Here is a 25771-nt window from a genome sequence, read left to right as displayed (position 1 = left end):
GTCCCTTTTTGGCAGGTTTTAGTGCTTGCCGTTGGCGGAAGCGGCGCCGTTTACGTGATCGCGGGCGTAGATTACGCCGTGGACGATGGCCAGACCGGCAGCGTCGGCGGCGCGGGCGCAGGTGTCCTGGAAATCCTCGGCCTCGCGGGCGCGCAGCTGCTTGAGTACGTAGTCTGCCACGGCCATCTTGCCGGGAGGGTTGCCGATGCCGGTGCGGATGCGGCTAAAGTCGCGGCTGCCCATCTTGTCGATGATGGAGCGCAGGCCGTTGTGACCGGCATGGCCTCCGCCCACCTTGACGCGCACATCACCGGCGGGAATGTCGAGCTCGTCGTGGATGACGAGCAGCTCCTCGGCCTTGATCTTGTACTCACGGCAGAGCTTGGAGATGGGACCGCCCGAGGTATTCATGTACGACTGCGGCTTGACCAGCACGATCTGGCGCTTGCCGTCCTCTTCCTCGGCATCGTTGATGTTGATGAGCGCGACCTCGGCGCCGGCCTGGTTTTTCCAATACGTGACACCGGCCTGACGGGCCAGCTCGTCGATCGCCTTAAAGCCGGCGTTGTGGCGGGTCTCGGCATATTCCTCGCCAGGGTTGCCAAGTCCGGCAACCATGCGAATCTTGAGCGGCTGTGCAGCTGCCATGTTCATCCTTTCGTTGATTTGTCGCCTGCTATGGTGAGCGACCCTGTTGCCACTGTCAAATGGAGGGCAATTGAGGTTGTTTGGGGGCGTTTGGACGCCCGTCAAAATCCGAGGTGGACAGTTAGTTCAGATACGTATAAGTTCTGAGGACTCGAAGTGCTTAATTCGATGCCGATACGTTGTTTTGGAGCTTTAGTTAGTCCATATGGCGCCGTTTTGAAGTCTACCCTGCCTTCAAATAGGGCGAATGGTATAGAGATAGCTGTAAAACAGCCTAATTCACTGTGTTCATTTATACGTATTTGAACTGACTGTCCAGCCCTGCTCGACGGCGCACGGGTGATTCGCCGTTTAGACCGGCGCAAGGCCGATTCCGGCCCGCAGAGCGTTGAGCCAAGCGGCCTGACGCTTGCGATAGCCCTTGATGCGATACCGGAATCGGACTCCCGCGAGTCGATGCATCGTTTGGGCGAAGGCTTCGAGTGCAACAAGGTCTTTCATTTGGTCGCGATTGATAACCAGGACGTGGATGCCCATTGCTTTGAGTCCATTATTTCGATTGCCATCGTGGATGCGAGCGTTTTGAAGCTCATGCCCAATTCCGTTGTATTCGTTGTCGACTCCGGCTGCCGGGCAATATAGGTCGCAGATGGCGTAAGGGATGCCGGAGGACATGTTGACCGCAAGAGTGTCGAAGTCGATTCGATGGTTGAGTAGCAGGCCTCCCATGGGCAGGCTGCAGCATCCGAATCCGCCAAAGCGCATGGGCGCTCCGAGAACGGCAAACATTAGGGATTCGGCTGGGGATGCAGATCCGGGTCGGGCGAGATTGACTGCCGTGCGAAACGAGGTGTATGAGCTACTTTTGGCGAAGCGCGCGACCGCCTCAAGCTCTTCGATAGTTGTGGCGGGCTCGCATTTGTAGTGCGCCTGTTCGTAGCGGGTTTCGTTCTGTTGTTCGGCCGCCGACTGATCGCCCCGGCAATCGAGGTCGTCCATCGCTTCGTAGCCATCGCCCTTGGGCCAGACGTCGTCATAGGCAATGGGGTATGTTGCCCCGGGAGGAAGGGAGTAGGTTCCGAGCAGTTCCATGAGAAGCATCAAGGTTTTGGCGACTGATTCATTTTTGGAACAAAGCATGGCTGTCATGGCAGGAGACGTTGCGTAGATGTCGGCCTCGACGTGCATAATTGCACCTTCAGGAAGAGGAGCGGAGAGAATATGCTGAAGAAGTCGCTTGTCGGGGCGTCTGTTGTCTTCGCTTGAAACGAGAAGATCGAGCAGTTCGGAATCATCTTCATTCCAGGCGTCGAGTATCGAAAGTGCGCCAAAGTCTATCGCGTCATTATTGGGAATGCAGCTAGCCAAGGCCTGTGCTTGCTGTTCACTATCAACGGAGTCCCAGGGTAGGGCAGAGTACGCCCGTCGTGCGCGACGAATTGCGCGGAGGGCGGAGAGATGTGAAATCACGGTCGTCATAGCTATAACGTACTAAGTTGGCGGCAGAATGCGACCGCCATACCGTTCTTTTCGCTCAGCGGGGCGCTGCGCGCCATGAACGGCTGGGTGTTATGAAATCGATGGAATCGGTTGAGGGGATTGCAGGAAATTGAGCTCTGCCGCGAAGGTTGACGATAGCTACTGGACAGTTAGTTCAGATACGTATAAGACGGCGGGCGTTCGAGGCGTTTCTAAGGGCCTTCGAGGGCGATTTGAGGGTAAATATGCGGCGATTGTGCTCGAAAACGATGAGCATTGGGCGGCATGGCATCCGCCGGGGAGCTCAGAAGGCTCCGAACGGCCCTTTGGGGCTTTAAAAAAATACGTATCTGAACTAATTGTCCAGGGAAGGTTGGCGAGGGATAGAAAAAGGGCCGGAAGCGAGCTTCCGGCCCTTTAAAAGCATCAAAGATGATGCGATGCGCGTTGGATTACAGTGCGAAGTCGCCGCCGACGAGCGTGGAGACGGGCTCCTCGTGGTAAACGGCGGAAATGGCCTGGGCGAACTCCTCGGCGACCGAGATGGTCTTGATCTTGCCGCCGACCTCGACGGGGATGGCGTCGGTGACGACGCACTCGACGATGGGAGCGTCGTTCAGGCGCTCGATGGCCGGGCCGGAGAAGATGCCGTGGGTGGCGCACACGTAGATGTCGCCGGCGCCCATGGCCTTGAGCTCCTTGACGTTGGCGCACAGGGTGCCAGCGGTGTCGATCATGTCGTCATTGATAATGCAGGTCTTGCCCTTGATGTCACCGATGATGCCCATGACCTCGGCGGCGTTGTGGCGCGGACGGCCCTTGTGGGCGATGGCGAGATCGCAACCGAGCATGTCGGACAGCTTCTTGGCGGCCTTGGCGCGACCCACGTCGGGGGACACGACAACCAGGTTGTCGGTGTCGAAGTGCATGTCGTTGTAGTACTGGCCGAACAGCGGCAGTGCGGACAGGTGGTTAACCGGGATATCGAAGAAGCCCTGGATCTGGCCCTGGTGCAGGTCGAGGGTGATGATGCGGTTGACGCCGGCGCGCTCGAGCAGGTTGGCGACGAGGCGGGCAGTGATGGGCTCGCGCGGGCCGGCCTTGCGGTCCTGGCGGGCATAGCCGTAGTGGGTGATGACGGCGGTGATGGAGCGGGCAGACGCGCGCTTGGCAGCGTCGGTGGCGATGAGCAGCTCCATGAGCATGTCATTGACGTTGCCGCCGGCTACGGACTGAATCAGGAAGACGTCGGCGCCGCGGACGGTCTCGTCGTAGCGGGCGTAAATCTCACCATTGGCGAACTGCTTTAGCGTAAGGCCCGAAAGCTCGACCCCAAGGTACTCAGCGATTTTCTGAGCGAGGGGACGGTTGGAGGAACCGGAATACACGCGGATGGACTTGCGCATATTCTCCGACTTCTCGGGATCATTAATCGGCATTACCCTTCTCCTTTATACATCGAATGCCATATAGATGCCTTGTTGCATTGTAACCGCGCGATAGGGTTTATCGAGTCTTGATAACGTCTTTACCGTCAACGGACACGAACCGACCACTCATCCGGTTGCGCAGGTCACGATAGAAAAAAAGAGCTGCTCCATGGAACAGCTCCTTTTGTGCTTGGTAAAACGTTATACCTCGTCGTCCTCGTGCAGACGGCGGCGATAATCGGCGGCCCAGCCCTCAATATTTACCTGACGGGCGCGGCCCAGGCCGAGTGCGTCTGCCGGAACCGGCTCGGTGATGACGGAGCCGGCGGCAACGAGCGCGCCGTCGCCGATCTGGGCGGGCGCGACCATCATGGTGTCGGAGCCGATGAAGGCGTCCTTGCCGATGACGGTCTTGTGCTTGTGGACGCCATCGTAGTTGCAGGTGATGGAGCCCGCGCCCACGTTGACGCCGGAGCCCATGGTGGTGTCGCCGATGTAGGACAGGTGCGGCACCTTGGAGCCCTCGCCGATCGTGGACTTCTTGATCTCCACGTGCGTGCCGGCCTTGGAGCCATCGAGCATGTGGGTGCCCGGGCGCAGGTAGGCGCGCGGGCCGCAGTCGACGCCGTTCTCGATGACGGCCTCGATGGCGATAGTCTCATCGATGACGCAGCCGCTGCCGACGGTGGTGTCGGTGAGGCGGCTGTTGGGGCCGAGCTGGCACTCCTCGCCCACGGTGACGTGGCCGATCAGGTGCGTCTGCGGCCACACGACGGTGTCGCGGCCGATGACGGCGTCGGGACCGATCCAAGCCTGCGTGGGGTCGATGAAGGTGACGCCCTCGGCCATCCAGTGCTCGTTGATGCGATCGCGCGCGATGGCGGTGAGCTGCGCGAGCTGGATGCGGCTGTTGACGCCCAGACCGTCGCGGTAATCATCGCAGTGGAAGATGGAGACCGCCTGGCCGTGGCCCTTGAGAATTTCGAGCATGTCGGGCAGGTAATACTCGGACTGCGCGTTGTCGTTGCCGATCTCGTCAATGTGGGCGGCGAGCTGCGCGCCGTCAAAGGCGTAGCAGCCGGCGTTGCACTCGAGCAGCGCGGCGGCCTGCTCGGGCGTGCAGTCCTTCTGCTCGATGATGCGCTCGATCTGGCCATCGGCGCCCAGCTTGATGCGGCCGTAGCCGAAGGGATCGGGCGGGGTCATGGTCATGACGGTGCAGGCGAGCTCGCCGGTGGCGACGGTCTGTGCGAACTTTGCGACGGTGTCGGCGGTGATGAGCGGCAGGTCGCCGTTGAGCACGACGACGGGGCCTTGCGTGATGCCACAGGCCTCGAGTGCGACCTTCACGGCGTGGCCAGTGCCCAGGCGCTCGGTCTGCTCGACGCACTCGACTTTGGTGGCGCTGGTGGCGTAGGCGCCGTCGATAAGGGCGCGCATCTCGTCGGCGTGGCTGCCGATGACGACCACGACGCGGCTGCAGCCGGCCTTGATGGTGGCGTCGACGATCCACTGAACCATGGGCTTGCCCAGGATCTTGTGCGAAACCTTGCAGTGGTTCGACTTCATGCGGGTGCCCTCGCCGGCGGCGAGGATAATTGCGGTTGCGTCCATGTGATCTCCTGTTACGTTATAGAGACGTGTGTTTGGAAACGATACACGGCGCAATATGATACCGCAGGCATATGATGAGCGCGTAACGATTGGTGCATGGCGGCCGATGTCGGTGTCGCCGGTGTGGCGTTTGCGCTGGTTGTGTATGGCGCCGGCGGCGCTGCGGCGTTGGCGTTTGAGCGAGGGGATGGGGGTGCCCGTGGACATCACGCGAGAGGAATCGGGCAGTGAGCCCGTCGCGGCGTTCTCGATGTCGCACCCGGCGGTGCCGGCGCTCTATATGGTGCTGACGCTGGGGCTCACCATGTTCTCGATGCAGCCGGTGCTGATCGCGCTGTCGCTTGCGGGCGGGCTGGCGTACGGGTTTGCGACGCGCGGTGCAGCGCGTACGCTGGGGGCGCTTCGCTGGCAGCTGCCGGTGATTTTGATTATCGCGCTGGTCAATCCGCTGTTTAGCGCCTCGGGCTCGACGGAGCTGTTCCGCATCGGCATGCGCGCAGTGTATTTGGAGAGCATGGTATACGGCCTGTGCATGGGCGGGCTGTTTGTGGCGAGTGTGCTGTGGTTTGAGGCCGCGGCGTCGATGCTTAGCTACGACAAGGTGCTCGCGCTTTTTGGCAACGCCGCGCCGGTGGTCGCGCTCATGATCTCGATGTGCATGCGGTTGATTCCGCAGTTTCTGCGCCGCGGTCGTACGGTACTGGCGGTGCAGGATGCGATTGATGTGCCGGGGCGCGCGCCGGCCGACCCCGTGCGCTCGCGCCTGCGGGCATCGAGCGTGCTGATGGGCTGGGGCATGGAAGATTCGCTGGAGCGCGCGGACGCCATGCGTTCCCGTGGGTGGGGCGTCGCGACGCGTCGCACGACGTACGCGCGGTATCGGCTGGGGCGCGGCGATGTTGCCGCGCTGGTTGGGCTTGCGGCGTTTGGTGCCGCCGCGGTAGCGGTGGCATGGGTTGCGACGACGCAGTATTCGTTTTACCCGCAGCTTTCGGTGCCGGCGCCGTGGCCGGGCTATGTTGTATACGCGGCTTGGATGGCACTGCCCTGCGTGCTGCACGCGGTTGACGAAAAGAGGTTTGGCTGATGACTCGGTTGGACGGGAGCATGATGACGGACGCGGCGCGCGGCTCGGATGAGCCGGCGATTGAAGTGCGAGGCCTGCGCTTTGCCTACCCCGGGGCCGAGGCGCCGGTGCTCGAGGGGCTTGACTGGGCTGTTCCCCAAGGCGCGTTTGCGCTGCTCGTTGGTGGTACCGGGTCGGGTAAGTCGACGCTGCTGTCGCTGCTCAAGCCCGAGATCGCTCCGGCGGGCGAGCGCACTGGCGAACTGCTCGTGCTGGGCGAGAACGTTGCCGACATGGACGTTCGGGCGTCCGCGGAGCGCGTGGGCTATGTGTTTCAGGACCCCGAAAACCAGATTGTGTGCGAGACCGTGTGGCACGAGATGGCGTTTGGCCTGGAAAACTTGGGCATGTCGCGCGACGAGATGCGCCGTCGCGTGGCCGAGACCAGCTATTTCTTTGGGTTGGAGGATTGGCTCCACCGCGATACCGACACGCTTTCGGGCGGACGCAAGCAGCTGCTGTCGTTGGCTGCCGTGCTGGCGTTGCGCCCGCGCGTGCTGCTGCTCGATGAGCCCACGTCCCAGCTGGACCCCGTCGCCGAGAAAATTTTTATGCATGCGCTGTTTCGTGTGAATCGCGAGCTGGGCTGCACGGTTGTTGTGGCAACGCACCAGCCGCGGCCGATGCTCGAGTATGCGACGTATGCGTACCGGATTAAGGGCGGTCGCGTACGCGAGGCGGCTGACCTAGCGAGTTTGGGTAGTCGCGAGGGACTTTTGGCTTTGGACTCTTGCCGGCCCGCGCAGGGGGCGGCGACGAGTGCGGCAGCGGCTATCCGCGAGGGCTGGTTTCGCTACGATCGAACGTCCGGCTGGGTGCTGCGCGGGCTCGACGTGGCGTTTTCGGCCGGCGTGGTGCATGCGGTCGTGGGCGGAAACGGCTGCGGCAAGTCGACGATGCTCTCGGTGCTGGCGAAGACCGCTAAGCTGCAGCGCGGCCGCATGGTGCGTGGGACGGCCTCGGCGGCGCTGCTGCCTCAGAATCCCAAAGCGTTGCTGGTTGCCGAGACGGTGCGCGATGAACTAATGGAATGGGCTTCGACCTGCGGGTACGACGAGGCCGTGGCACAGGAGCGCGCGGCAAGTCTGGGGCTGTCGGGCCTGGATGGGCGCCACCCGTACGATCTTTCGGGCGGACAGCGCCAACTGCTTGCATTGGCAAAGCTGCTGCTGATTGGCCCCGAGCTGTTGCTGCTTGATGAGCCCACCAAGGGCCTTGATCTGGCAAGTCGCTGCATTATCGCCCGAGCCCTGCGTGAGCATGCGCAGGCCGGCGGCACCGTCATCATGGCCACGCACGACCTGGACTTTGCCGAGCAGGTCGCTGACGAAATCGCCATGATGTTTGACGGCGAGATCGCCTGCGTGGAGCCGCCGACCGACTTCTTTGCCGACAACGTGTTTTATAGGGCGTGATGGAATGGCGGATTATCGCGTCTCGCGCCTACTTGCAAAAATGGAAATCCCGCTGCTGCTGGCGGTCCCCGCAGTGATGACTGCGGCGTTGCTGGCGGGCGTTGAACAGGCGGCGCTTGCCATGCTTGTCGTGGTGGCGTTGGTGCTCGCGCTGTTCTTTGCGGGCTACGAGGTATCGCGCCCCGGCCTGCGCCAGATTATGCCAACGCTGGTTCTGGCGGCGTTGGCCGCGGCGGGGCGTATCTTGTTTGGCCCCATTCCCGACTTTAAACCCGTGAGTGCCATCGCCATTATCGCGGGGGCGACGCTGGGCCGGCGCAACGGGTTTATGGTCGGCGCGCTGGCGGCGCTGACCAGCAACTTCTTTTTTGGCCAGGGTATGTGGACGCCGTGGCAGATGTATGCCTGGGGACTCGTCGGCTATGTTGGCGGCGCCCGGGCGCATGCGGGTGCATTTGACCGTGCGGATGGGACCGTGCGCATGCCGGCATTGCTTGCGTACGGTTTTGCATCGGGCCTGCTCTATGGCGTCGTGATCAACGCATACGACATCATCGGTTTTGTGCAGCCGCTCACGTGGGCAGGCGCCGTGGCGCGTCTTGCCACGGCAGTGCCGTTCGATATCACGCACGGACTCGCGACCTGCGTGTTTTTGGCCGCCCTGTACAAGCCCTGGTGTCGCCGCATCAACCGAGTCGTCGTGAAGTACGGGCTGTAGGGCTGGTTGTGCCGGGGCGGGAATCAATACTGTCGAAGTGCCATTTCAAAACTATATCGGTTTACGGGGCTAGATTGGCACGGGCAGGCCATACCGGCTTTTTTCGAAATAGAGTAAGCCGTTTACCTGCAGTTTTATTATTTCGGAATTGCGTATGGTTGGGGGTTTGCGATTTAGCCCCGTAAACCGGCATAGTTTTGAAATGGCCGGTTGACATGACGGGCATCGTGGCCCTCAGAGAGCCAAATTGATCCGTTTTCTTTCGTCCCCAGACGTCCCCGGGAATCAGCTGAACCCGCCCGCCACGAAATCGGCCCATCTACTACGCTTAGCCTGATACCCCCGACCATGACCGCGTTTTATGAAAAACCGCAGGCTTTCTACCTGCGGTTTTCTTTTCGCGTTGTTCGCTGTGGTTGAGGGTGGCGGCCTAAACGTAGTAGATGGGCAGGTTTCGTGGCGGGCGGGTTGCGCGAACACGCTCGCAAGACGAAAACGCCCCGCTTTTCTTCGTCTTTGGGAGATCAGTTGGGTTAGAGCTCAAGGGCGAGGGTAACGGGGCAGTGGTCGCTGCCAAAGATGTCACCGCGGATGCCCGTGTCGCGCACGTTGCCGGCGATTGCGTCGCTCACCAGGAAGTAATCAATGCGCCAGCCAGCGTTGTTTTTGCGAGCATTAAAGCGGTAGCTCCACCAGCTGTAGACGCCTTCGACGTCGGGGTTTGCCGCGCGCCAGGTATCGGTAAAGCCGGCATCGAGCAGCTCGGTGAACTTGCCGCGCTCTTCGTCCGAAAAACCCGCGTTGCCGCGGTTGGACTTGGGGTTCTTAAGGTCGATCTCCTCGTGCGCCACGTTAAAGTCGCCGCAGGTCACCACGGGTTTACCGGCATCGCGCTCAAGTGCGCTTAAAAAGCCGCGGTAGGCATCATCCCACGCCATGCGCACATCGATGCGGGCGAGCTCGTTTTGGGCGTTGGGCGTATAGACGTCGACAAACCAAAACTTATCGAACTCGAGCGCGCAGACGCGGCCCTCGGTTGCGGCCTGGGCAACGAGCTCTGCCGCCTCGCCCTCGCCGGCGTAGGGCAGCAGCGCATCGGCGCGCAGCACGCGCAGCGGTTCCTGGCGGCTAAAGACCGCGGTGCCCGAATAGCCTTTGCGCTCGGCGTAGCTCCAGGTTTGGTGATAGCCGGGCAGGTCGATATCGACCTGGCCCTCTTGCAGCTTGGTCTCTTGCAGCGCCAAGATGTCGACATCGAGCTCCTGCGCGATCTGGATAAAGCTCGGGTCCTTTTTGAGCACGGCGCGCAGGCCGTTGACGTTCCACGAGGCGAAAGTGTAAGTCTGAGGCATGGTGTCCTTTCGACGGGGTTGGCAGGCTTAAGATTAGCGCAACAAGGGCGGAGCGGGCACCACGCGTGACAACCCAAGGGCCGCGTGCTGGGATATTGCCCGACGCTGCCCGACCAACCAGGACGGAGGACTCGTATGACGCAGGCAATATCGGACCCCAAGCAGGCCTCCGCGGCGCTGGCGGAGCTGTTCGATACCCACGAGCGCGTGGTGTTCTTTGGCGGCGCGGGCGTTTCCACGGCGAGCGGCATTCCCGATTTCCGCAGCGTGGACGGCCTGTATCATCAGCAGTTTGCCTACCCGCCCGAGACTATGCTCTCGCATAGCTTTTACGAGACGCATCCGGCCGAGTTCTTTGACTTCTACCGCACCAAGATGATCGCGCTTGGCGCCAAGCCCAATCGCTGCCACACCAAACTGGTCGAGCTGGAGCGGACCGGCAAGCTTAGCGCCGTGGTGACGCAAAATATCGACGGCCTGCATCAGATGGCCGGCTCGCAGCGCGTGTTCGAGCTGCACGGCTCGGTCCACCGCAACATTTGCCAGGCGTGCGGCGCAGTCTATAGCGCCGAGTGGATCTGTGCGCGCGATCACGAGGATGCCGCGGGCGTGCCCGCGTGCCCTGTGTGCGGCGGCCGCATCAAGCCCGATGTGGTGCTCTACGAGGAGCCGCTCGACGAGCATGTGCTTACCGGTGCCGTTGCCGCCATCGCCGCAACCGATGCCCTTATTGTGGGCGGGACTTCGCTCGTGGTGTATCCGGCGGCGGGCCTTACGCGCTGCTTTACCGGCGATACGCTGGCCATTTGCAATCTTGCTCCCACCGATCAGGATACAAATGCCGACCTGCTGATTTCTTGCGACATCGCGGCCGCGTTTGCGTTCTAGCCCGCGCGCGCGGATACAATAGAAAGACTGATTGCAAAACGACCCCGCCGCCAGCGCCCAAGCGCGGCGGCGCGGGCATTTTAGGAGGATGTTCATGGCGAACGATAGCAAGACATGGCGGTGCGGAAAGTACGAGCTCAGCTTTGACCGTCCGCGCATCATGGGCGTCCTCAACGTGACGCCCGATTCGTTTAGCGACGGCGGCGAGCACTTCGATGCGGATGCCGCTATCGAGTACGGCCTGGCGATGCTCGACGCCGGCGCCGACATCATCGACGTAGGCGGCGAGTCCACGCGCCCCGGCTTTACCCCGGTCAATCCCGACGAGGAGGCTCGTCGCGTGCTGCCCGTGGTGCGCGCGCTGGCAAAAGAGGGCGCCATCGTCTCGATCGACACGCGCCACGTGGCGGTCGCCAAGGCTGCCGTGCGCTGCGGCGCCTCGATCGTCAACGATGTGACGGGCTTCACCGACCCCAAGATGGTCGAGTTTGTCGCGACAAGCCCCTGCGGCGTCATCGTGATGCATGCCGGCGAGGTCGCCGCGCCCACCCGCACGCACGCAACGGTGCAACTCGATACCTCTGCCGCGGCGTTTGTTGCCGAGAAGGCGCGCGAGGCGGCTGCCGAGGCCGCGCGAGAGGCCGAGAAGCCGGCTCGCCGTCGTCGCGGCAAGCTGCTGGGCGAGCCCAAGACGGAGGCCAAGCTTCCGGGCGGCGTGGTGCAGCCTTCGCTGCCGTTTGGCGACCCGGAGCCCGCGCCCGAGCCTGCGGACGAGCAGAAGCAGGCGGCACCGGCGGCCGAGCGGGTCGCCCCTGCCGCCGAGCCTGCCGCGACCCCCGAGCCCGCGCCGGAGCCCAATGACCACCTGGCAGCCATGATGCGCCGCAGCGCCCGCCGCGAGGAGGCCTACGTGCCCACCTCTCAGCTCCGCCGCTTCACCCTGCCCGATTCGGCGCCCATCATGCGCCGCGTCATGGGTTTCCTGTCCGACCAGGCCCGCACGCTCATCCATGCCGGCGTGTCGCGCGATCGCATCTGCATCGACCCCGGCCCGGGTTTTGGCAAGACGGCCAACGAGGATATCGTCATCCAGCGCGAGACCGCCAAGATGGCATCGCTGGGCTATCCGCTCATGTGCGCCGTGTCGCGCAAGCGTTTTGTGGGCGCCGTCTCGGGCGTGACCGAGGCGGCCGCGCGCGATGCCGCCACGTTTGGTGTGTGCCTGGGCGCCATCCAGGCCGGTGCCAACATCGTGCGCGTGCACGACGTCACCGGCTTCGCGCAGTTCCTGAACGGTTACTGGGCCGTCGCCAAGCCGCAGCCGCGCCGCGCGTTTGTGGCCGTGGGTTCCAACCTGGGACATCGCTGCGACAACATCCGCGCCGCGCGCGACATGATCGCCGAGATCCCGCTCACCTGCGTGTCCAACTGCTCGCGCATCTACGAGAGCGAGCCGGCCTACGAGACGCGCCAGGACGCGTTTGCCAACGCCGTTATCGAGATTAAGACCGAGCTGGCGCCGCTGGTACTGCTTGACGAGCTGCAGAAGATCGAGCTCGAGCTGGGCCGCGACCGCTCCAAGAAGGCCAAGGTCAACGGCCCGCGCACCATCGACTTGGACCTGCTGTGGATGGATGGTGAGACGCACGGCGGCAAGAAGCTGCGCCTGCCGCATCCGCTGATCGGCGAGCGCGACTTTGTGCTGGTGCCGCTCGAGGACCTGATGCACGACCCGGCGCGGTTCTTCCGCTTCAACGGCGTCGAGGTCAAGGAGCCCGAGGACCGCGTGGGTCATATCGTGGGCGAATTGGGGCGTATGTAGATGATTGAGATGAATGCTGTAGCCGCCGGCACCGAGCTTGATGCCGCGCGCGACGCGGGCCGCGAGGGTGCGTCTGCGGGTTGGTGCGCTTGGAGTGCGGGTGAGGCGTCGTTGACGTTTTCGCTGGTCGTGCGCCCAGACGTGAATATGCATGCCTTCCACGGCCTGCCGTTTGTGGCGGCGATGGGCATGATGGACGCGCTTGTGGGCACGGCTTCGACGCCGGGGTTGGGCCTTGCCGGTAAAGTGGGTATCCAGTGGCCGAGCGATATCGTGTGCGGTGCGCCCGCGTTCGAGACGCCGTTCGCACGCGTTGCCGTGAACGGTGGCGCCGGTGCCGCGGGCATGTTCGGTGCCGTGACGGTGGATATTGAGCGCACGGCGCTGAGCGGGCTTGGCGTGGATATGGCCGACGAGGCGCTGGTTGAGGCGCTGTCCGCCGCCGTGCTGACCCGCGTGGGCGCTTGGGTAGTTGTTGCCAACACGCCGCAGGGCGCTGCCGGCCCGTTGGCTCCGGTGCTGGGTGAGTACTTCGATATGGTGCCGCTGCTGGGTCGTCAGGTTGCGGCGGTGTCGCCCAACGGTTTGCCGCTTGCGGTCGGTGTGTTTGCGGGCCTGGATATCTGGGGCCGTGCGACCATCAAGACCGATGCCGGCGAGCAGGAGTTTCCACCCGAGGCCGTACGGATTCGCGGACTGTAACGCGAGGCACCCGCGCTCAAAGATAACGATGACAACGAAGCCCTCTTCGGCCTGTGCCGGGGAGGGTTCCGCCTATCTGGGGAATGGGTTGCCAGCGCCCTATTCCTCAAAACTGAAAAATTTTCGTTTTTGAGGAATAGAATTAAGGCAGCTCGGTCTTTCGCGAGGTATATTCGCTATAGAGCCTATTCCTCAAAACTGAAAATTTTTCAGTTTTGAGGAATAGCGATAAAAGACCGCGAGGAGGCCCCGATGAAACTCATCAATAGAACGTCATATATGGACACGTTGACGAGTCTTATTGGCGTGCCGGACATCAAGGTCATCACGGGCATCCGTCGTAGCGGTAAATCAAAATTGCTCGAGGCCCTCCGCGATTACGTGGAGGCACATCTGTCCAATTCGAATGTCATCCATATCAACTACAACCTCGATGAGTTCGAGAACCTGCTCGAGTATCACGCGCTGCTCGCCTATGTAAAAGAGCATCGAGTGTCCGACAAGCAAAACTTCCTGCTTATCGACGAGGTTCAGATGTGCGACGGCTTTGAACGCGCGATCAACAGCCTCCATGCATCCGAGCAGTACGACATCTTCATCACCGGATCGAACGCCTTTTTGCTGTCGAGTGATCTGTCGACGCTCTTTACGGGGCGCACGTTCGAGATCGAGGTTTTCCCATTCTCGTTTGAGGAGTATCGCTTCTATAGTGACGAGGGCGAGGTCGATCGCGACTTCGATGAGTACGCGAGAACCGGCGGTATGTCCGGCTCTTACCCTTATCCACTGCAGGAGCAGCGCTACCAATATCTCTCCAATGTCTTCAAAACGCTCATCGTGAGGGATATCGTGCAGCGGCATAACGTGAGAAACGAATCGGCACTGCTGCGCATTGCCGATTACATGATGGACAACGTCTCCAACATAACGTCGGCACGCAACATTACAGATGTTTTGAATGCGGATGGGCTAAAGATTACGAACAAGACGGTCGGCACGTACATGGGGTACCTGTGCGATGCGTTTGCCTTCTATAAAGTTCGTCGGTACGACATTCGCGGCAAAAAATACCTTAAGAGCGGCGAGAAGTATTACCTGGCAGACCACGCGTTCAAATACGCACTGCTTGGTACACGTGATATGGATTGGGGACGCGTATACGAGAACATGGTGGCCATCGAGCTGCTGCGCCGCGGATACGAGGTATACGTCGGTGTGCTCTATAAAAAGGAAATAGACTTTGTAGCAATCAAGCGAAGCGAGAAGCTCTACATTCAGGTGAGCGACGACATCAGCTCGGATAAGACGTTTGAACGCGAGATTTCGCCACTGCTGAGCATTGGCGATGCGTATCCCAAGATGATTCTTGCCCGCACGCATCACGAGGCCACGGATCGCGATGGGGTGCAGATCGTGGACCTGGCGAGGTGGTTGTGCGGCGAGGCTTAGCAAAAAATCCTATTCCTCAAAACTGAAAAATTTTCGATTTTGAGGAATAGGATTGGCGGCTGGTTGCTGCGACCTGGCGTTTGCTCTATCCCAGCTCCTGCATGCGGCGGTAGATTTCGCAGATACCCTTGATGGTGAGCTGCCCGTCGACCACGTCGAAGGCATCGGTCGAATCGGCGACGATGCCGGCGAGACCGCCCGTGGCGATAACGGTGGCGTCCTCGCGGCCCAGCTCGCGCTTCATGCGCGCGACCAGGCCCTCGGCCATGGCGGCGGCGCCCATCACGGCGCCGACCTTGATGCACTCCTCGGTATCGCGGCCGATGGCGTACTCGGGCGCCTCGAGCGGAACGCTGGCGAGCTTGGCAGCTCGGGCGGCGAGCGCGTCCATCGAAATGCGGATGCCCGGCGCGATCGCTCCGCCAATGTAATAGCCGTCCTCGTCGATGACGTCGATATTGGTTGCGGTGCCAAAGTCCACCACGATCGCCGGGGCGCCGTAGAAGGTCTCGGCAGCGACGGCGTTGGCGATGCGGTCGGCACCAACGGCTTGGGGGCGCGCCGCCCGCAGTTTGGTCACCGCAGCCGTCTGCGGCCCGATGACGATGGCGTCCGCGGCAATGCGGTCGGCCACGGCGTGCCACTCGCGCGAGAGCTGCGGCACCACGCCGGCAAAGGCGATTGCGTCGACCGCATCGAGCGAAAGGTCGTACATCTTAAAGAAACCCATCAGGCGCACGTGGATCTCGTCGGCGGTATAGGAGCGGTCGGTGGGCATGCGCCACGACTGCACCAGCTCGTCTCCGTCAAACAGGCCCATGGCCGTTTGCGTGTTTCCCATATCGATAGCGAGCAGCATGTCTACTCCCGGTGTCGGCATAAAAGGACGCGCACCATTGTATACGTGCCGTCGACGGCGCTCGGCTGCGATTCGTTTACGGTGATAGGGGCTGAGGGGTTTAAATATGAAGGAACTATGCTCTACGAGATTTTCCTTGCCGTTTACCGAACTCCCGCGTAGTATTCTTTTTTGCGCACATGAGGCGCCCAGACATTGCGGGGTGGAGCAGTCTGGTAGCTCGCCGGGCTCATAACCCGGAGGTCGTAGGTTCAAATCCTGCCCCCGCGACCAAGAACTTGCAGCTCGTCGGCCTAGCCGGCGAGCTTTTTTGTTATTCCGGGACCGTGTTTTCGGTCCAATTCTCGGCCTCTCAAACAACATCTCGATCTGTAACACCTAGACCCCATTTGGACGGCTAGATGTTACAGATCGAGATGTTGAGTCCCCGCCCGGACGGTTTGTCTAAATCTGTAACATCTTGGGCCCATTTTGCCGAGTAACTGTTACAGATCGAGACGCTGACCTCCCGCCTGGGCGGTTCTAGTCGTTGGTAATCAGGAACTCATCTAGGAAGACATCGAGCAGGTCGTTCTTGCGCTGTGGTAGCCAGGCGGCGGCAATTGTCATTTCGGCCGATTTGCCTTCTATGGGAATCGCAACGACTTTGCCGTTGGTGGGAAAGGTCTGCGTTAGATACCCTGGCAGCAGCGCGTAGCCCAGGCCCGCGGCGACGCACAGCACGCTTGTCTCGACGTCCTCGGACACATAGGCAATCTTGGGGCGCTCTTCTATTTTGGCAAGCGTGGCCGCAATCGCCTCCGATTCGCCGTATCCGCTGGCTCCGCGCGTGGCATCGACAATCGGATACCCCTTAAGGTCTTCGATGCGAATCGATTGCCGATGGGCGAGCGGGTGATCGAGCGGTACCACGGCGTGCAGCGGATAGGACCTCAAGACCTGCCATTGCATATCGGACATGCGGTATTCGTTGTAGAGCAGGTTGATACACACGTCGATATCTTCTCGGCGCAGGGCGTCGTAGAGCTCCGAGACGTTGTCGCGCATAAAGCTCAGTCGCACGTTGGGGTAGCATTGGTGAAACCCAAACAGCATGTCGGCAAGATCGGTCCGCTCGTATCCCTTTATGTAGCCAACCTTGAGCTCGCCTTCGGGCATGTCGTCTGCCGTCCGCGCGCGTCTTACGGCCTCGGCAGTTCGCCCGACAATTGCACGGGCGTCATCGAGGAACAGGGCTCCCGCCATCGTAAGCTCAACGTGATGGTTATCGCGCTCGAACAGCTGCTTTCCCACGATGCGCTCGAGCGCCGCTATCTGGTTTGAAACCGTTGCCTGCGAAACAAAGAACTCCCTGGCGACCTTCGAAAAAGAGCGTGCCTCTGCCACGGCTATAAAGTACTCCAGCTGTTTGATGCGCATGGTTCTCCGTACATTAGATTTCCTTATCACGTAATGCATAGATTAGCGCAAACGCCCAGCGATTTCCCTTTTATGATTTAGGAGCGGTTATTTGCGTGCGTATCGACAACACCGCAAATTTCTTTTGAAGAGAGGGATCTCGATGAAGGGCCGTAAAACCATCAAGCTTGTTCAGGCCGCCACTGGTGCCGTTGTGCTCACACTCCTTATGCAGCTGATGGGGGTGTTTGGGTATGGGCAGTACACCTGGATGTGCTTTTTGCCGTTGCTGATGTTTTTTGCCTTTGGGGCCGATTTTAAGAAGATCCCCGAGATGCTGGTGAGCTATGCCGTCGGTGAGGTTTGGTGTGTGATCAATTCGCTGGTCATGGGCGTATTCGTCTCGGCCTTTGGCGCCGACAACATGGTTATGAGCAATATCGTTCCGACCATCCTCGTTATCTTTTGTATCCTGACGACTCACGAGAACCTGCTCGAAGGCAAGATCTGCTCCAATGTGCCCTGCGTCTTTATGGGTCTTGCCACGTCGTTCTTCACGTTTATGCTGCAGCAGCCGATCAACTTTGGCCACCTCTTTGCGTTCTGGGCCTTTGGAATCGCGCTCGCGGTTTGCCTGGTCATGTCGGGAACGCTCGTGTGCTCGGCGATCTTTGGAAAAGAGCGCACTATTCAGGCGCTTACGCCGCTCGCTGTTCTCGAGGCGCAGCAGAATCATAAATAAGAAAACTCGATTATCAGGGGGCGGGTGCCATAAGGCACACCGCCCCCTTTGTGCGTATGGCGCCAAGACCATGCGCTCGAAAACGTTGCCCAAGCGCATGGTTCATCTGCACAAAGCCCGTGGATGCTATGGGCAAACATCGGTGCGCTTGCACATGGTTTTGAGGCTGTTTTCGAGCGAAAGTATGGCTGTCGATACGCATGCAATTCGCATGAAGCCCGGGCTCGTCCAAGAGCCCTATAAAGGAGGATTCGCATGAAACAGTTAGAGACCGACGTCGTTGTCGTCGCCGCGGGTCTGAGTGGTCTTGCCGCAGCGGTCGCTGCAGCCGAGGCGGGCGCTCGCGTCATTGCCCTGGAGAAGGCCCCCATTACCGGTGGCGCCGCCAACATGGGCATGGGGCCTGCCGCAGCTGGCTCTCCGCTTCAGAAGGCCTCGATGATCGAGGTCACGCCTGGCGAGCTCTTCCGTCGCCATATGTTCTACACCCATTACCAGGTCGATGCTCGCCTGGTGCGCGACTACTACTTTAAGTCGGGCGACACCATTGCATGGCTGCAGGACATGGGCGTGGAGTTTAACTCTGTGCGTCCGGCATTCCGCGCTCGCGAGCGCACGCGCGCCTATTCCGACGGCGAGTACACCTGGCATGTCGTGCAGCCCGAGGACGGCTCCGAGCCCGGTCCTCGCGCGGCCACCACGATGACCAAACGCATGACCGAGCGCGCTCAGGACCTGGGTGTCGAGTTTATGTTTGAGTGCCCGGGCACCGGCCTTATCAAGGATGAGGATGGCGCCATTTGCGGCGTGACCGCCAAGGACAAGGACGGCGAGGAGTACCAGATCTCGTGCAAGTCCGCGATTGTCGCCACGGGCGGTTTTGGCCACAACGCCAAGCTCATCAAGGAAAAGCTCGACTTTGAGTGGGGTACCGACCTGTTCTCGTTTGCCATTCCGGGCATGGACGGCGACGGCATCAACATGTGCCACGAGGTCGGCGGCGGCCACACCCCGGTGACCATGGAGCTCATGTATCAGATCCCCGACAACATGAACCACTTCTATGTCGAGGGCGCATTCCGTCAGCCGTGCTACTGGTGCAACCGCCTGGGCGAGCGCTTTATGCCGGAGGACGAGATTTTCAACACCACCTTTGTCGGCAACGCCATCAACCATCTTCCCGGCAAGGTCGCCTATGCCATCTTTGATTCCCGTATGCTCAAGCACTGGAAGAAGGATGGTCCGGATATCGTCAGCCACGTTCATCCGCACGACCTGTACGACGGCTTTGAGGAGCAGTGGAACCGCGACCTGGAGGCTGGCTATCCGGCGATCTGCCAGGCCGATACGCTGGAGGAGCTTGCCGAGAAGGCGGGTATCGACGTGGAGGGCCTGCTCGCCAACGTCGACGAGTACAACGAGATGTGCGACAACGGCTGGGACGACATCTTTGAGAAAGAGCGCGAGTTTATGAAGCCGCTCGAGAAGGGCCCCTTCTATTGCTGCAAGCAGTACTGTGGCGCCTACGGCACCCTGGGCGGCGTGCTCATCAACCACAAGATGGAGGTCATGACCGACGACTACGAGGTCATCCCTGGTCTGTACTGCGTTGGCACCGATGCCTGCACCATCTATGGCGACTCCTATAACTACTGCATTCCTGGTAACACCATGGGCTTCTGCCTTAACTCGGGTCGCATCGCCGGTGAAAACGCCGCCGCAGCCCTCTTTGAGGACGCTGGCGACGAGGAGTGGTCGTAACACCGTAGCTATTCGCGTCTGCAGACACCCACGCGTTGGGTGCAGGCGGGGATTTGCCCTACACGCGAGGCGCTCGGGATCACTTTGGTCCCGGGCGCCTTTCTGGACAAAAGCGACGTTTTGAGGGGAACGAATGAAGCTAACGATTAATGGAGCCGAGGTCGAGGCGCGCGAGGGGCAGAATGTCCTGGAGGCCGCGCTCGATGCTGGCATCTACATTCCGCATCTGTGCAAACATCCCGATCTTGAGGCCGTTGGCGGGTGTCGTCTGTGCATGGTCGAAATCGAAGGCCAAGACGAGCCGGTGTGTGCCTGCAAGACGTCGGTTGCCGAGGGAATGGTCGTAAACACGACGGGTGAGCAGGCCGAGCGCGTGCGCAAGCTGGCGATGGAACTGATCCTGGCCACGCATCCCGCCGATTGCACCGGCTGCCCCAAGTACGGCAAGTGCGAGCTGCAGTCTATGTATCAGTACCTGGGAGTTTCGCCTGCGCGCTGGCGCACCAAGAGCCGTCCGGTCGCCACGGACGAATCGAACCCGCTGATCACCCATATGTTCACCCGCTGCATCCGGTGCGGTCGCTGTGTGCGCGCCTGCCGTGAGCTGCGGGGCGCCGGCGTCTTGGACTACCAGCGCACCGAGGACGGCATTCGCATTGGTACGGACGGCAGCGTGAGCCTGCAAGAGGCCGGATGCCGTTTTTGCGGTGCCTGCATCGAGGTGTGCCCCACGGGCTCGATCGTCGACACGCTTAATATGTTTGACGAGAACAAGTCCTATGCCGATAACGTGGTCCCCTGTCGCTCGGGCTGTCCCGCTCATGTGGATATCCCGCGCTACCTGCGTCATATTCGCAACGGTGAGTACACTCGCGCCGCCGCGGTGGTGCGCGAGAAGGTCCCGTTCCCCGAGAGCCTGGGCGACATTTGCGTCCATAGCTGCCAGGATGCCTGCAAGCGCAACGAGCTCAACGGCACGCCGGTTTCGGTCTGCCGCCTTAAGCGCGCTGCGGCCGTGCGCGATACGGGCGACTGGAAGGCAAATGTGCGCCATGAGCCGCTGAGCGGCAAAAAGGTCGCCGTTGTGGGTGCCGGTCCCGCCGGTTTGACCGCCGCACTCTATTGCGCCGAGAAAGGCCACAAGGTCGTGGTGTTCGAGGCCAACGAGAAGGTCGGCGGCCAGATGCGCTACGGCATTCCGGCGTATCGCCTGCCCGATGCCACGGTCGATGCCGAGGTCGCGACGATTTTGGAAATCGCCCAGGGTGATGACGCCGAGCCGCGCATTGAGCCGCGCTGTGGCGAGCGCATCGCCGAGCCCAAGGCCCTTCTTGACCAGGGCTTCGATGCCGTGCTGGTTGCGGTGGGTACCCATGACGGAACGGTACTCCCCATGCCCGGTCACGACCTCGAAGGCGTGCTGCGCAACACCGATTTTTTGAAGGCCGCCCGTATGGGCAGCGCCCCGGACCTGACGGGCAAGCGCGTTGTGGTGCTTGGCGGCGGCAACGTGGCGTACGACTGCGCCCGCACCGCCGTGCGCCTGGGCGCCGCATCGGTCGATGTTGCCTGCCTTGAGGCCCAAGACGCGATGACCTCGACGCCCGAGGAGCGTGCCGAAGCCGCCGAGGAAGGCGTGGTGCTGCACGATGCCTATGCTTTTACCAGCATCAACGAGACCGAGGACGGTTCTGGCAAGGTCGGTTCCATGACGATCCACAAGATCGAGCGGTTCTACTTTGACGAGAACCACCGCGCCGTCACCGAACTGCTCGACGGCGGCGAGAAGACCATCGATGCCGACTGCGTGATCTTTGCCGTGGGCCAAAAGCCCGAGGGCACGGCCCAGATGGGCCTTGAACTTACGCACGGTCCGTACATCGTGGCCGACACCGAGGGCAAGACGAGCGTCGAAGGCATTTGGTCGGCGGGCGACTGCGTGACGGGTACCAAATCGGTGATCGCGGCAATTGCTGCAGGTCGCACGTGTGCTTCGGCCATCGACCGCGCGTTGGGTGGCGATGGCGACATCGACGAGGAGCTGACCGAGCACGATGCTCCCGAGCAGTGGGTCGGGCATGCCCCCGAGGGCTTCTACGACGATGCCGTGCAGCCCGAGTTTGTCGATGCCCAGATGCGTAAGGACAACTTCGATACGTTTGAGTGCCCCTATACCGACCATGAGGCCGCGTGCGAGGCGAGCCGCTGCTTGCAGTGCGATTTGCGCCTAACGATCAGCACGCCGCGCCTGTGGAACGAGTACTAGGAAAGGAGCGATAACCCATGACGATCATCAACTTTATGCCTGTGCATCGACAGGCGCCTGTGGCGCTTTGGCTCCTTAAGAAGGACGTGGCTGCCGCTGCGGAAAAAATTGCAGAGGCTGGCGCCCAGGCGGTTTTGATGCCGGCGGGCGACGAGGTCTCTGCCACGCTCGCGGATGCGTTGGGCGAGTCCTGCCGCGTGATTGAGTGCGACCCGAGCCGGGGCTTTGTCTATGCCAACGGTTCGGCCGCGGCCAAGATGCTCGACGGCGAAAAGCCTCTCCCATCTTGCTGCGAGGGCGATGGCGCCGACCGATGCCTGAACGGATCGGAGTTACTTGCTGCCGAAGGAAAGCGCTGGGTGTGGTTTGACGGGGCCGATGAGCCCGTTGAGGTCGACCGCGTCGTGAGTGTGGAATCCCTGGTTGCCGCGGCGGGCGCCGATGACGCCAAAGCGGTGGGGATTGGCTATCCCAGCGGTCTGCTGCTGAGGCCCGACGACACCTCAAAGATTGAGCTATGCAGCGACTACGTGCGCGTCTATACCTCCAAAAACTGCATGGCAAAGGCGCTTTTGGACATTTGCACGCTGTACCGTCACGAGAGCTGCGGACGCTGTGTCTTTGGCTACGAGGGCTCTCATCAGATTGCGACGATTCTTGCCGATATCTGCCGCAAGAAGGGTAAGCCGACCGACTTGGCGCTTCTTCGCGACCTTTGCCCCGTGATGCAGGCGCAGTGTCTGTGCGAGCAAGGTCGCGTGCTGGCGCGCACGGTGCAATCGTTCCTCGACCTGTTCGAGGGCGAGATTATGCAGCACACCACCAAGAAGGTCTGTGCCGCAGGGGAATGCCAGGCATTCTTGACCTTCCATATCTTGGCTTCCAAATGCCAGGCCTGCAACAAGTGCGTCGATTCGGACGTTTGCGAGGAGGACGCGATTCTGGGAAGGCCGCGGTTCATCCATGTGATTGACCAAAAGGCCTGCACCCAGTGCGGCGCTTGTCTGGATATCTGCGACAATGGCGCGATCGTTACTGCCGGTGCCGTGAAGCCCAAGTGCCCGCCCAAACCCATTCCCTTTAAGCGCAAATAGCGCGATCCCCCTCTCGTTTTGCCCCTTGTAGGCATGCGGGAGGGGCCTTTGTTTATCTGCACGAGGTATTCCGCAAATACCGAGCGGGCCTTGGTTGCCTGGACGGTGAACGCGTTTTGCGTCTGCCGTACGCTTTTTGCGAAGTACACACGGGCAGAATCCGTGTCCAAAATGCTCTGGAGAGGAGCGACCATGTCGTTTAAAGTGATGGCGATTTGTGCCGGCAGGCACGGTGGCAACGGCGAGGCTTTGGCCAAAGAGGCCCTTTGCGCGGTGCGCGAGGCGGGCGGCGAGGTCGAGCTGATCAATTTGTTCGACTACAACATCTTGCCCTGCACCGGTTGCGAGGGCTGCACCATGCAGATGGGAAAGATGGGCGCCGGCCTGCAAAAGGAATACCACGGCTGCGTCCTTAAAAACAAAGACGATGTAGATGCGATTATTCGCGAGTTGCAAACCTGCCAGGGCGTGATCTTCTCGGTTCCGACCTACGACCTTACGCCCAGCTCGGTGTACACCCGCTTTGCCCAGCGCTTCTTGGCATACGAGCTTTCGTTCTTGCTTGCCATCGGTGCCGTAAAGGAGAATCCGCATACCGTTGCCGGCCTTATTTCCGTTGGCGGCTCCATGCACGATTGGCAGTCCCTGGCGCTCGAGAGCCTGCAGGCGACTATGTTTACCATGTCGATGACTGTCGTCGATCGCTATATGGCGCAACGTGATGGTCGCCCGGGCAATACCTTTGTGTGGGGAGACGACGTGGAGTGGGGCGGACAGATTGCCCGCGCCCACAAAATGGGCGAGAACATCGTCAAGGCCATTCGCACACCGGTTGACGAGCGCTGCTGGCTGGGCGATCCGGATGACGGCGTGTGCCCCAACTGCCACAGCTCCCTGGTGTACCCCGGCGACAAGCATTGGGATGGAGTTGAGTTTCCGTGGGAGTGCGCGGTCTGCGGTGCTGGTGGCGACATCGTGACCGACGAGCGCACCGGTCGCCCCAAACTCAAGATTGCCGAGAACGGCCTGATCCGCGACCGCAACGACGACCACGCGCGCGCCGAGCACCTCAACGAGATCAACAAGACCCGCGACGAGTTCTTCGCCCACATGGACGAAGTAAAGCCGCTTATGGAGAAGTGCGCCAAGATGACGTTCCCCACGCTGGAGATTAAGCGCGACTAGTTTTGTTTAAGCCCCGCTCGGCTAATTTGCGGCAGTGCAGGTCGGCGCTGGTGCGGGGCTTAATCCTCGGCTCAAGAAAGCCAAGGTAGATCAGGGCGCGAATCGAGAGATGGAACAAAAAGAGGTCTTCTCCCGATGCCAAGTCGTTACCGGTGATTTCCTTGATGCGGTTAATGCGATAGAGCAGCGTGTTTTTGTGAAGCGACAAGATCGCGGCGGTGCGCGCCGTGTTGCAGCCGTGTTGCATAAAGGCAAAGAGCGTCTCGACCAGCTCGGAATCGTGCGACTGGTCGTGTTTCCAAAGTGCCCAGATTGCCGGATGGCAGTAGTTCATAAGGTTGATGTGGTCGTTGCAGATATCGAGCATTTCCATGTAGGTGTATTCGCAATAGCGATACACATGGGTGTCTTCGAGGATTTTGGTAAAGGTCGAGCCGTAGCGAATGGCGGCGCGTGCCTGATTGAGGTGCGAACGCACATCGGTTGCCTGGGAAAACTCGTTGCTGATACCAATGAACAAATTGTTCGTGGCAGCAACGCGGGCAAGGATCGCCTCGTCGTTGGCGGGTAGCTGCGTGGAGGGCGGACGGCTTACCAGCGCCACGAGTTCGCCCTCGTACATGGTGATAAGGCTATGGTGCAGCAACGGCTGCAATTGTCCTCGGACGCTCTCCGCCTCGCGCGCCTCGAGCTGGGAATCTTTTTTGAGCAGGCATACAACGTAGAGGGCGGGAAGCGGCGTAAAACCGACGAGCTGCATTTTGCGTGTGCAGGTAATGGGGTTGGGGATTTCGTCGTCCAGGAGGCGCGAGAGAAAATATGGCCCCTGTTGCGGGCCGCCCATCGAAAGAAAGCCGCCTTTCTGCAGCTCTTGTGCGAGCAGACGGACGAAGAACTCAAAGACCTCGCGATCGCTATCGCCAAAGGCGTGATTGCGCTCGATCATCATCACCCGGCCCAGGCACGTGCCGTGCACCTTGATCGCGTCGGTCATGGTGTTGAGGCAAAACATGTCGTTATAACGCGTAAGCGGGCCTGTCGAGCGGGCGATCTTCTCGTCTAAGCCGCATTCGATGATGTAGCGCACGGCTTCGTCTTGCAGCATGTCACCTTCGGAGAGCTCGGCGCGGGTGATGGCTGCAAAGGGGGAGTCGTCGTCATCGTCGAGCTCAAAGCCGCCGCGGGCGGCATAGCGGTACACGGGATCGACGACGAGCACCGGGTTGTCCATAGCGGCAGAGGCTGTTTGCGTGAGGTTCTTGAGTCCTGCGTCGCTCAAGAGCGCCTCGAGCAGCGCTTGCTTTGCGGTGGACGTATCGGTGGTACTCGGTTGCATGGGTGTCCCTTCTGCCGCGTCTTCGCCGTAGTCGACGCGTGACCAAATAATTATCGCAGGCTGAGCGGTGTCAGGTTGTTTAAAACGGTGAGTGTGGCGGTCGTTTCCTCGAACGGGGACGGCGCTGCCGGGGGCTGTCTCGATTTGTAACAGATGGGTCCGATTTTGGCCTGTAGATGTTACAGATTGAGATTTCCGGTGCGCCGGCCCCGTTTATCTAAATCTGTAACACGAGGGACGGTTTTTGCCGAGTTGTTGTTACAGATTGAGATTTTCTTGCAGGCGGGTCCCGTTTGTCTCGATCTGTAACTTCTGGTGCCCATTTTGCCGAGTAACTGTTACAGATTTAGATCTTTCGTCAGGCCAGATTGGTTTGTCTCGATCTGCAACGGGTAGGGGCCAAAAGTGGGTCTAGATGTTACAGATCTAGATTGTTGAGGATGGGTCGAGAGGAACATCTTGATCTGTAACAGTAAGACCCGGTTTT

At 60.7% G+C, this 25771-nt stretch carries 21 protein-coding genes and 1 tRNA gene; 14 read left to right on the top strand and 8 right to left on the bottom strand.

From position 1 onward, the window contains the following. Positions 1 to 18: 18 nt before the first annotated feature. From pth to glmU, 4 genes are all read right to left on the bottom strand, one after another. Positions 19 to 648, bottom strand: a complete 630-nt coding sequence (gene pth, locus DW123_RS07855) for an aminoacyl-tRNA hydrolase (RefSeq protein ID WP_199568372.1) — start codon at positions 646 to 648, stop codon at positions 19 to 21. A gap of 351 nt (positions 649 to 999) precedes the next feature. Next, complete coding sequence (locus DW123_RS07850) at positions 1000 to 2016, bottom strand: endonuclease domain-containing protein (RefSeq protein ID WP_233540149.1); 1017 nt, start codon at positions 2014 to 2016, stop codon at positions 1000 to 1002. A 563-nt stretch (positions 2017 to 2579) separates the two neighbouring features. Next, entirely contained in the window at positions 2580 to 3566 is a 987-nt protein-coding gene (locus tag DW123_RS07845; protein ID WP_089573682.1) for a ribose-phosphate pyrophosphokinase, read from the bottom strand. Between the two features lie 192 nt (positions 3567 to 3758). Then, a complete protein-coding gene (gene glmU / locus DW123_RS07840; RefSeq protein ID WP_118273298.1) occupies positions 3759 to 5171 on the bottom strand; it encodes a bifunctional UDP-N-acetylglucosamine diphosphorylase/glucosamine-1-phosphate N-acetyltransferase GlmU in 1413 nt (470 codons plus the stop codon). A 96-nt stretch (positions 5172 to 5267) separates the two neighbouring features. Here glmU and DW123_RS09820 point away from each other — a divergent pair, with 96 nt between their 5' ends. Genes DW123_RS09820 through DW123_RS07825 form a run of 4 tightly spaced genes read left to right on the top strand, consistent with a single transcriptional unit; the run spans position 5268 to position 8430 of the window. Further along, a complete protein-coding gene (locus DW123_RS09820; RefSeq protein WP_255413509.1) occupies positions 5268 to 5402 on the top strand; it encodes a hypothetical protein in 135 nt (44 codons plus the stop codon). Next, complete coding sequence (locus tag DW123_RS07835; protein WP_233540150.1) at positions 5371 to 6258, top strand: energy-coupling factor transporter transmembrane component T; 888 nt, start codon at positions 5371 to 5373, stop codon at positions 6256 to 6258. Before DW123_RS09820 ends, DW123_RS07835 begins: the two co-directional genes overlap by 32 nt. 20 nt (positions 6259 to 6278) lie before the next feature. Further along, on the top strand, positions 6279 to 7712 hold the full coding sequence (locus DW123_RS07830) for an ABC transporter ATP-binding protein (RefSeq protein ID WP_233540151.1): 1434 nt from the start codon (positions 6279 to 6281) through the stop codon (positions 7710 to 7712). 4 nt (positions 7713 to 7716) lie between these two features. Continuing rightward, positions 7717 to 8430: a DUF6580 family putative transport protein gene (locus tag DW123_RS07825; protein ID WP_118273296.1), complete on the top strand. Its 714-nt coding sequence runs from the start codon at positions 7717 to 7719 to the stop codon at positions 8428 to 8430. A gap of 533 nt (positions 8431 to 8963) precedes the next feature. Here DW123_RS07825 and DW123_RS07820 read toward each other — a convergent pair. Next, positions 8964 to 9782 carry an exodeoxyribonuclease III gene (locus DW123_RS07820; RefSeq protein ID WP_118273295.1) on the bottom strand — a complete coding sequence of 273 codons (819 nt, stop codon included), beginning with the start codon at positions 9780 to 9782 and terminating at the stop codon, positions 8964 to 8966. Positions 9783 to 9917: 135 nt separating this feature from the next. Between DW123_RS07820 and DW123_RS07815 the strand changes: the two genes are divergently transcribed. The 4 genes from DW123_RS07815 (at position 9918) to DW123_RS07800 (ending at position 14643) form a co-directional block, all read left to right on the top strand. Next, positions 9918 to 10670 carry an NAD-dependent protein deacylase gene (locus DW123_RS07815; RefSeq protein ID WP_118273294.1) on the top strand — a complete coding sequence of 251 codons (753 nt, stop codon included), beginning with the start codon at positions 9918 to 9920 and terminating at the stop codon, positions 10668 to 10670. A 94-nt stretch (positions 10671 to 10764) separates the two neighbouring features. Beyond that, positions 10765 to 12492 (top strand): dihydropteroate synthase, encoded by a 1728-nt coding sequence (gene folP, locus DW123_RS07810; RefSeq protein ID WP_118273293.1) that lies wholly within the window; start codon positions 10765 to 10767, stop codon positions 12490 to 12492. Further along, complete coding sequence (locus DW123_RS07805; RefSeq protein WP_118273292.1) at positions 12493 to 13194, top strand: hypothetical protein; 702 nt, start codon at positions 12493 to 12495, stop codon at positions 13192 to 13194. Between the two features lie 252 nt (positions 13195 to 13446). Beyond that, positions 13447 to 14643 (top strand): ATP-binding protein, encoded by a 1197-nt coding sequence (locus tag DW123_RS07800; protein ID WP_118273291.1) that lies wholly within the window; start codon positions 13447 to 13449, stop codon positions 14641 to 14643. An 85-nt stretch (positions 14644 to 14728) separates the two neighbouring features. On the opposite strand, the gene DW123_RS07795 is transcribed toward DW123_RS07800, so the two are convergent. Next, entirely contained in the window at positions 14729 to 15502 is a 774-nt protein-coding gene (locus tag DW123_RS07795; RefSeq protein ID WP_158570724.1) for a type III pantothenate kinase, read from the bottom strand. Between the two features lie 196 nt (positions 15503 to 15698). Here DW123_RS07795 and DW123_RS07790 point away from each other — a divergent pair. Next, a tRNA-Met gene (locus DW123_RS07790) sits at positions 15699 to 15775 on the top strand. Positions 15776 to 16024: 249 nt separating this feature from the next. Here DW123_RS07790 and DW123_RS07785 read toward each other — a convergent pair. Continuing rightward, the gene (locus tag DW123_RS07785) at positions 16025 to 16921 is read right to left on the bottom strand and encodes a LysR family transcriptional regulator (RefSeq protein WP_158553174.1); all 897 of its coding nucleotides are present in this window, start codon (positions 16919 to 16921) and stop codon (positions 16025 to 16027) included. 142 nt (positions 16922 to 17063) lie between these two features. On the opposite strand from DW123_RS07785, the gene DW123_RS07780 reads away from it, so the two are divergent. From DW123_RS07780 to DW123_RS07760, 5 genes are all read left to right on the top strand, one after another. Next, positions 17064 to 17642, top strand: a complete 579-nt coding sequence (locus DW123_RS07780; RefSeq protein ID WP_117743657.1) for a DUF1097 family protein — start codon at positions 17064 to 17066, stop codon at positions 17640 to 17642. Positions 17643 to 17897: 255 nt separating this feature from the next. Further along, positions 17898 to 19403: an FAD-dependent oxidoreductase gene (locus DW123_RS07775; RefSeq protein ID WP_117763285.1), complete on the top strand. Its 1506-nt coding sequence runs from the start codon at positions 17898 to 17900 to the stop codon at positions 19401 to 19403. 133 nt (positions 19404 to 19536) lie between these two features. Next, positions 19537 to 21669, top strand: coding sequence for an FAD-dependent oxidoreductase (locus tag DW123_RS07770; RefSeq protein WP_118273289.1), 2133 nt, complete (start codon positions 19537 to 19539; stop codon positions 21667 to 21669). Positions 21670 to 21686: 17 nt separating this feature from the next. After that, positions 21687 to 22763, top strand: a complete 1077-nt coding sequence (locus DW123_RS07765) for an NADH-ubiquinone oxidoreductase-F iron-sulfur binding region domain-containing protein (RefSeq protein WP_118273288.1) — start codon at positions 21687 to 21689, stop codon at positions 22761 to 22763. A 192-nt stretch (positions 22764 to 22955) separates the two neighbouring features. After that, entirely contained in the window at positions 22956 to 23948 is a 993-nt protein-coding gene (locus tag DW123_RS07760; RefSeq protein ID WP_118273287.1) for a flavodoxin family protein, read from the top strand. Here the strand turns inward: DW123_RS07760 and DW123_RS07755 are convergent. Continuing rightward, complete coding sequence (locus DW123_RS07755; protein ID WP_118273286.1) at positions 23935 to 25284, bottom strand: CdaR family transcriptional regulator; 1350 nt, start codon at positions 25282 to 25284, stop codon at positions 23935 to 23937. The two genes, DW123_RS07760 and DW123_RS07755, sit on opposite strands and share 14 nt — an antisense overlap. Positions 25285 to 25771: the final 487 nt, after the last annotated feature.

Source organism: Collinsella sp. AM10-26, from assembly GCF_003472525.1.
Taxonomy (GTDB): domain Bacteria; phylum Actinomycetota; class Coriobacteriia; order Coriobacteriales; family Coriobacteriaceae; genus Collinsella.
This window is presented reverse-complemented; position numbering and strand designations above follow the sequence as displayed.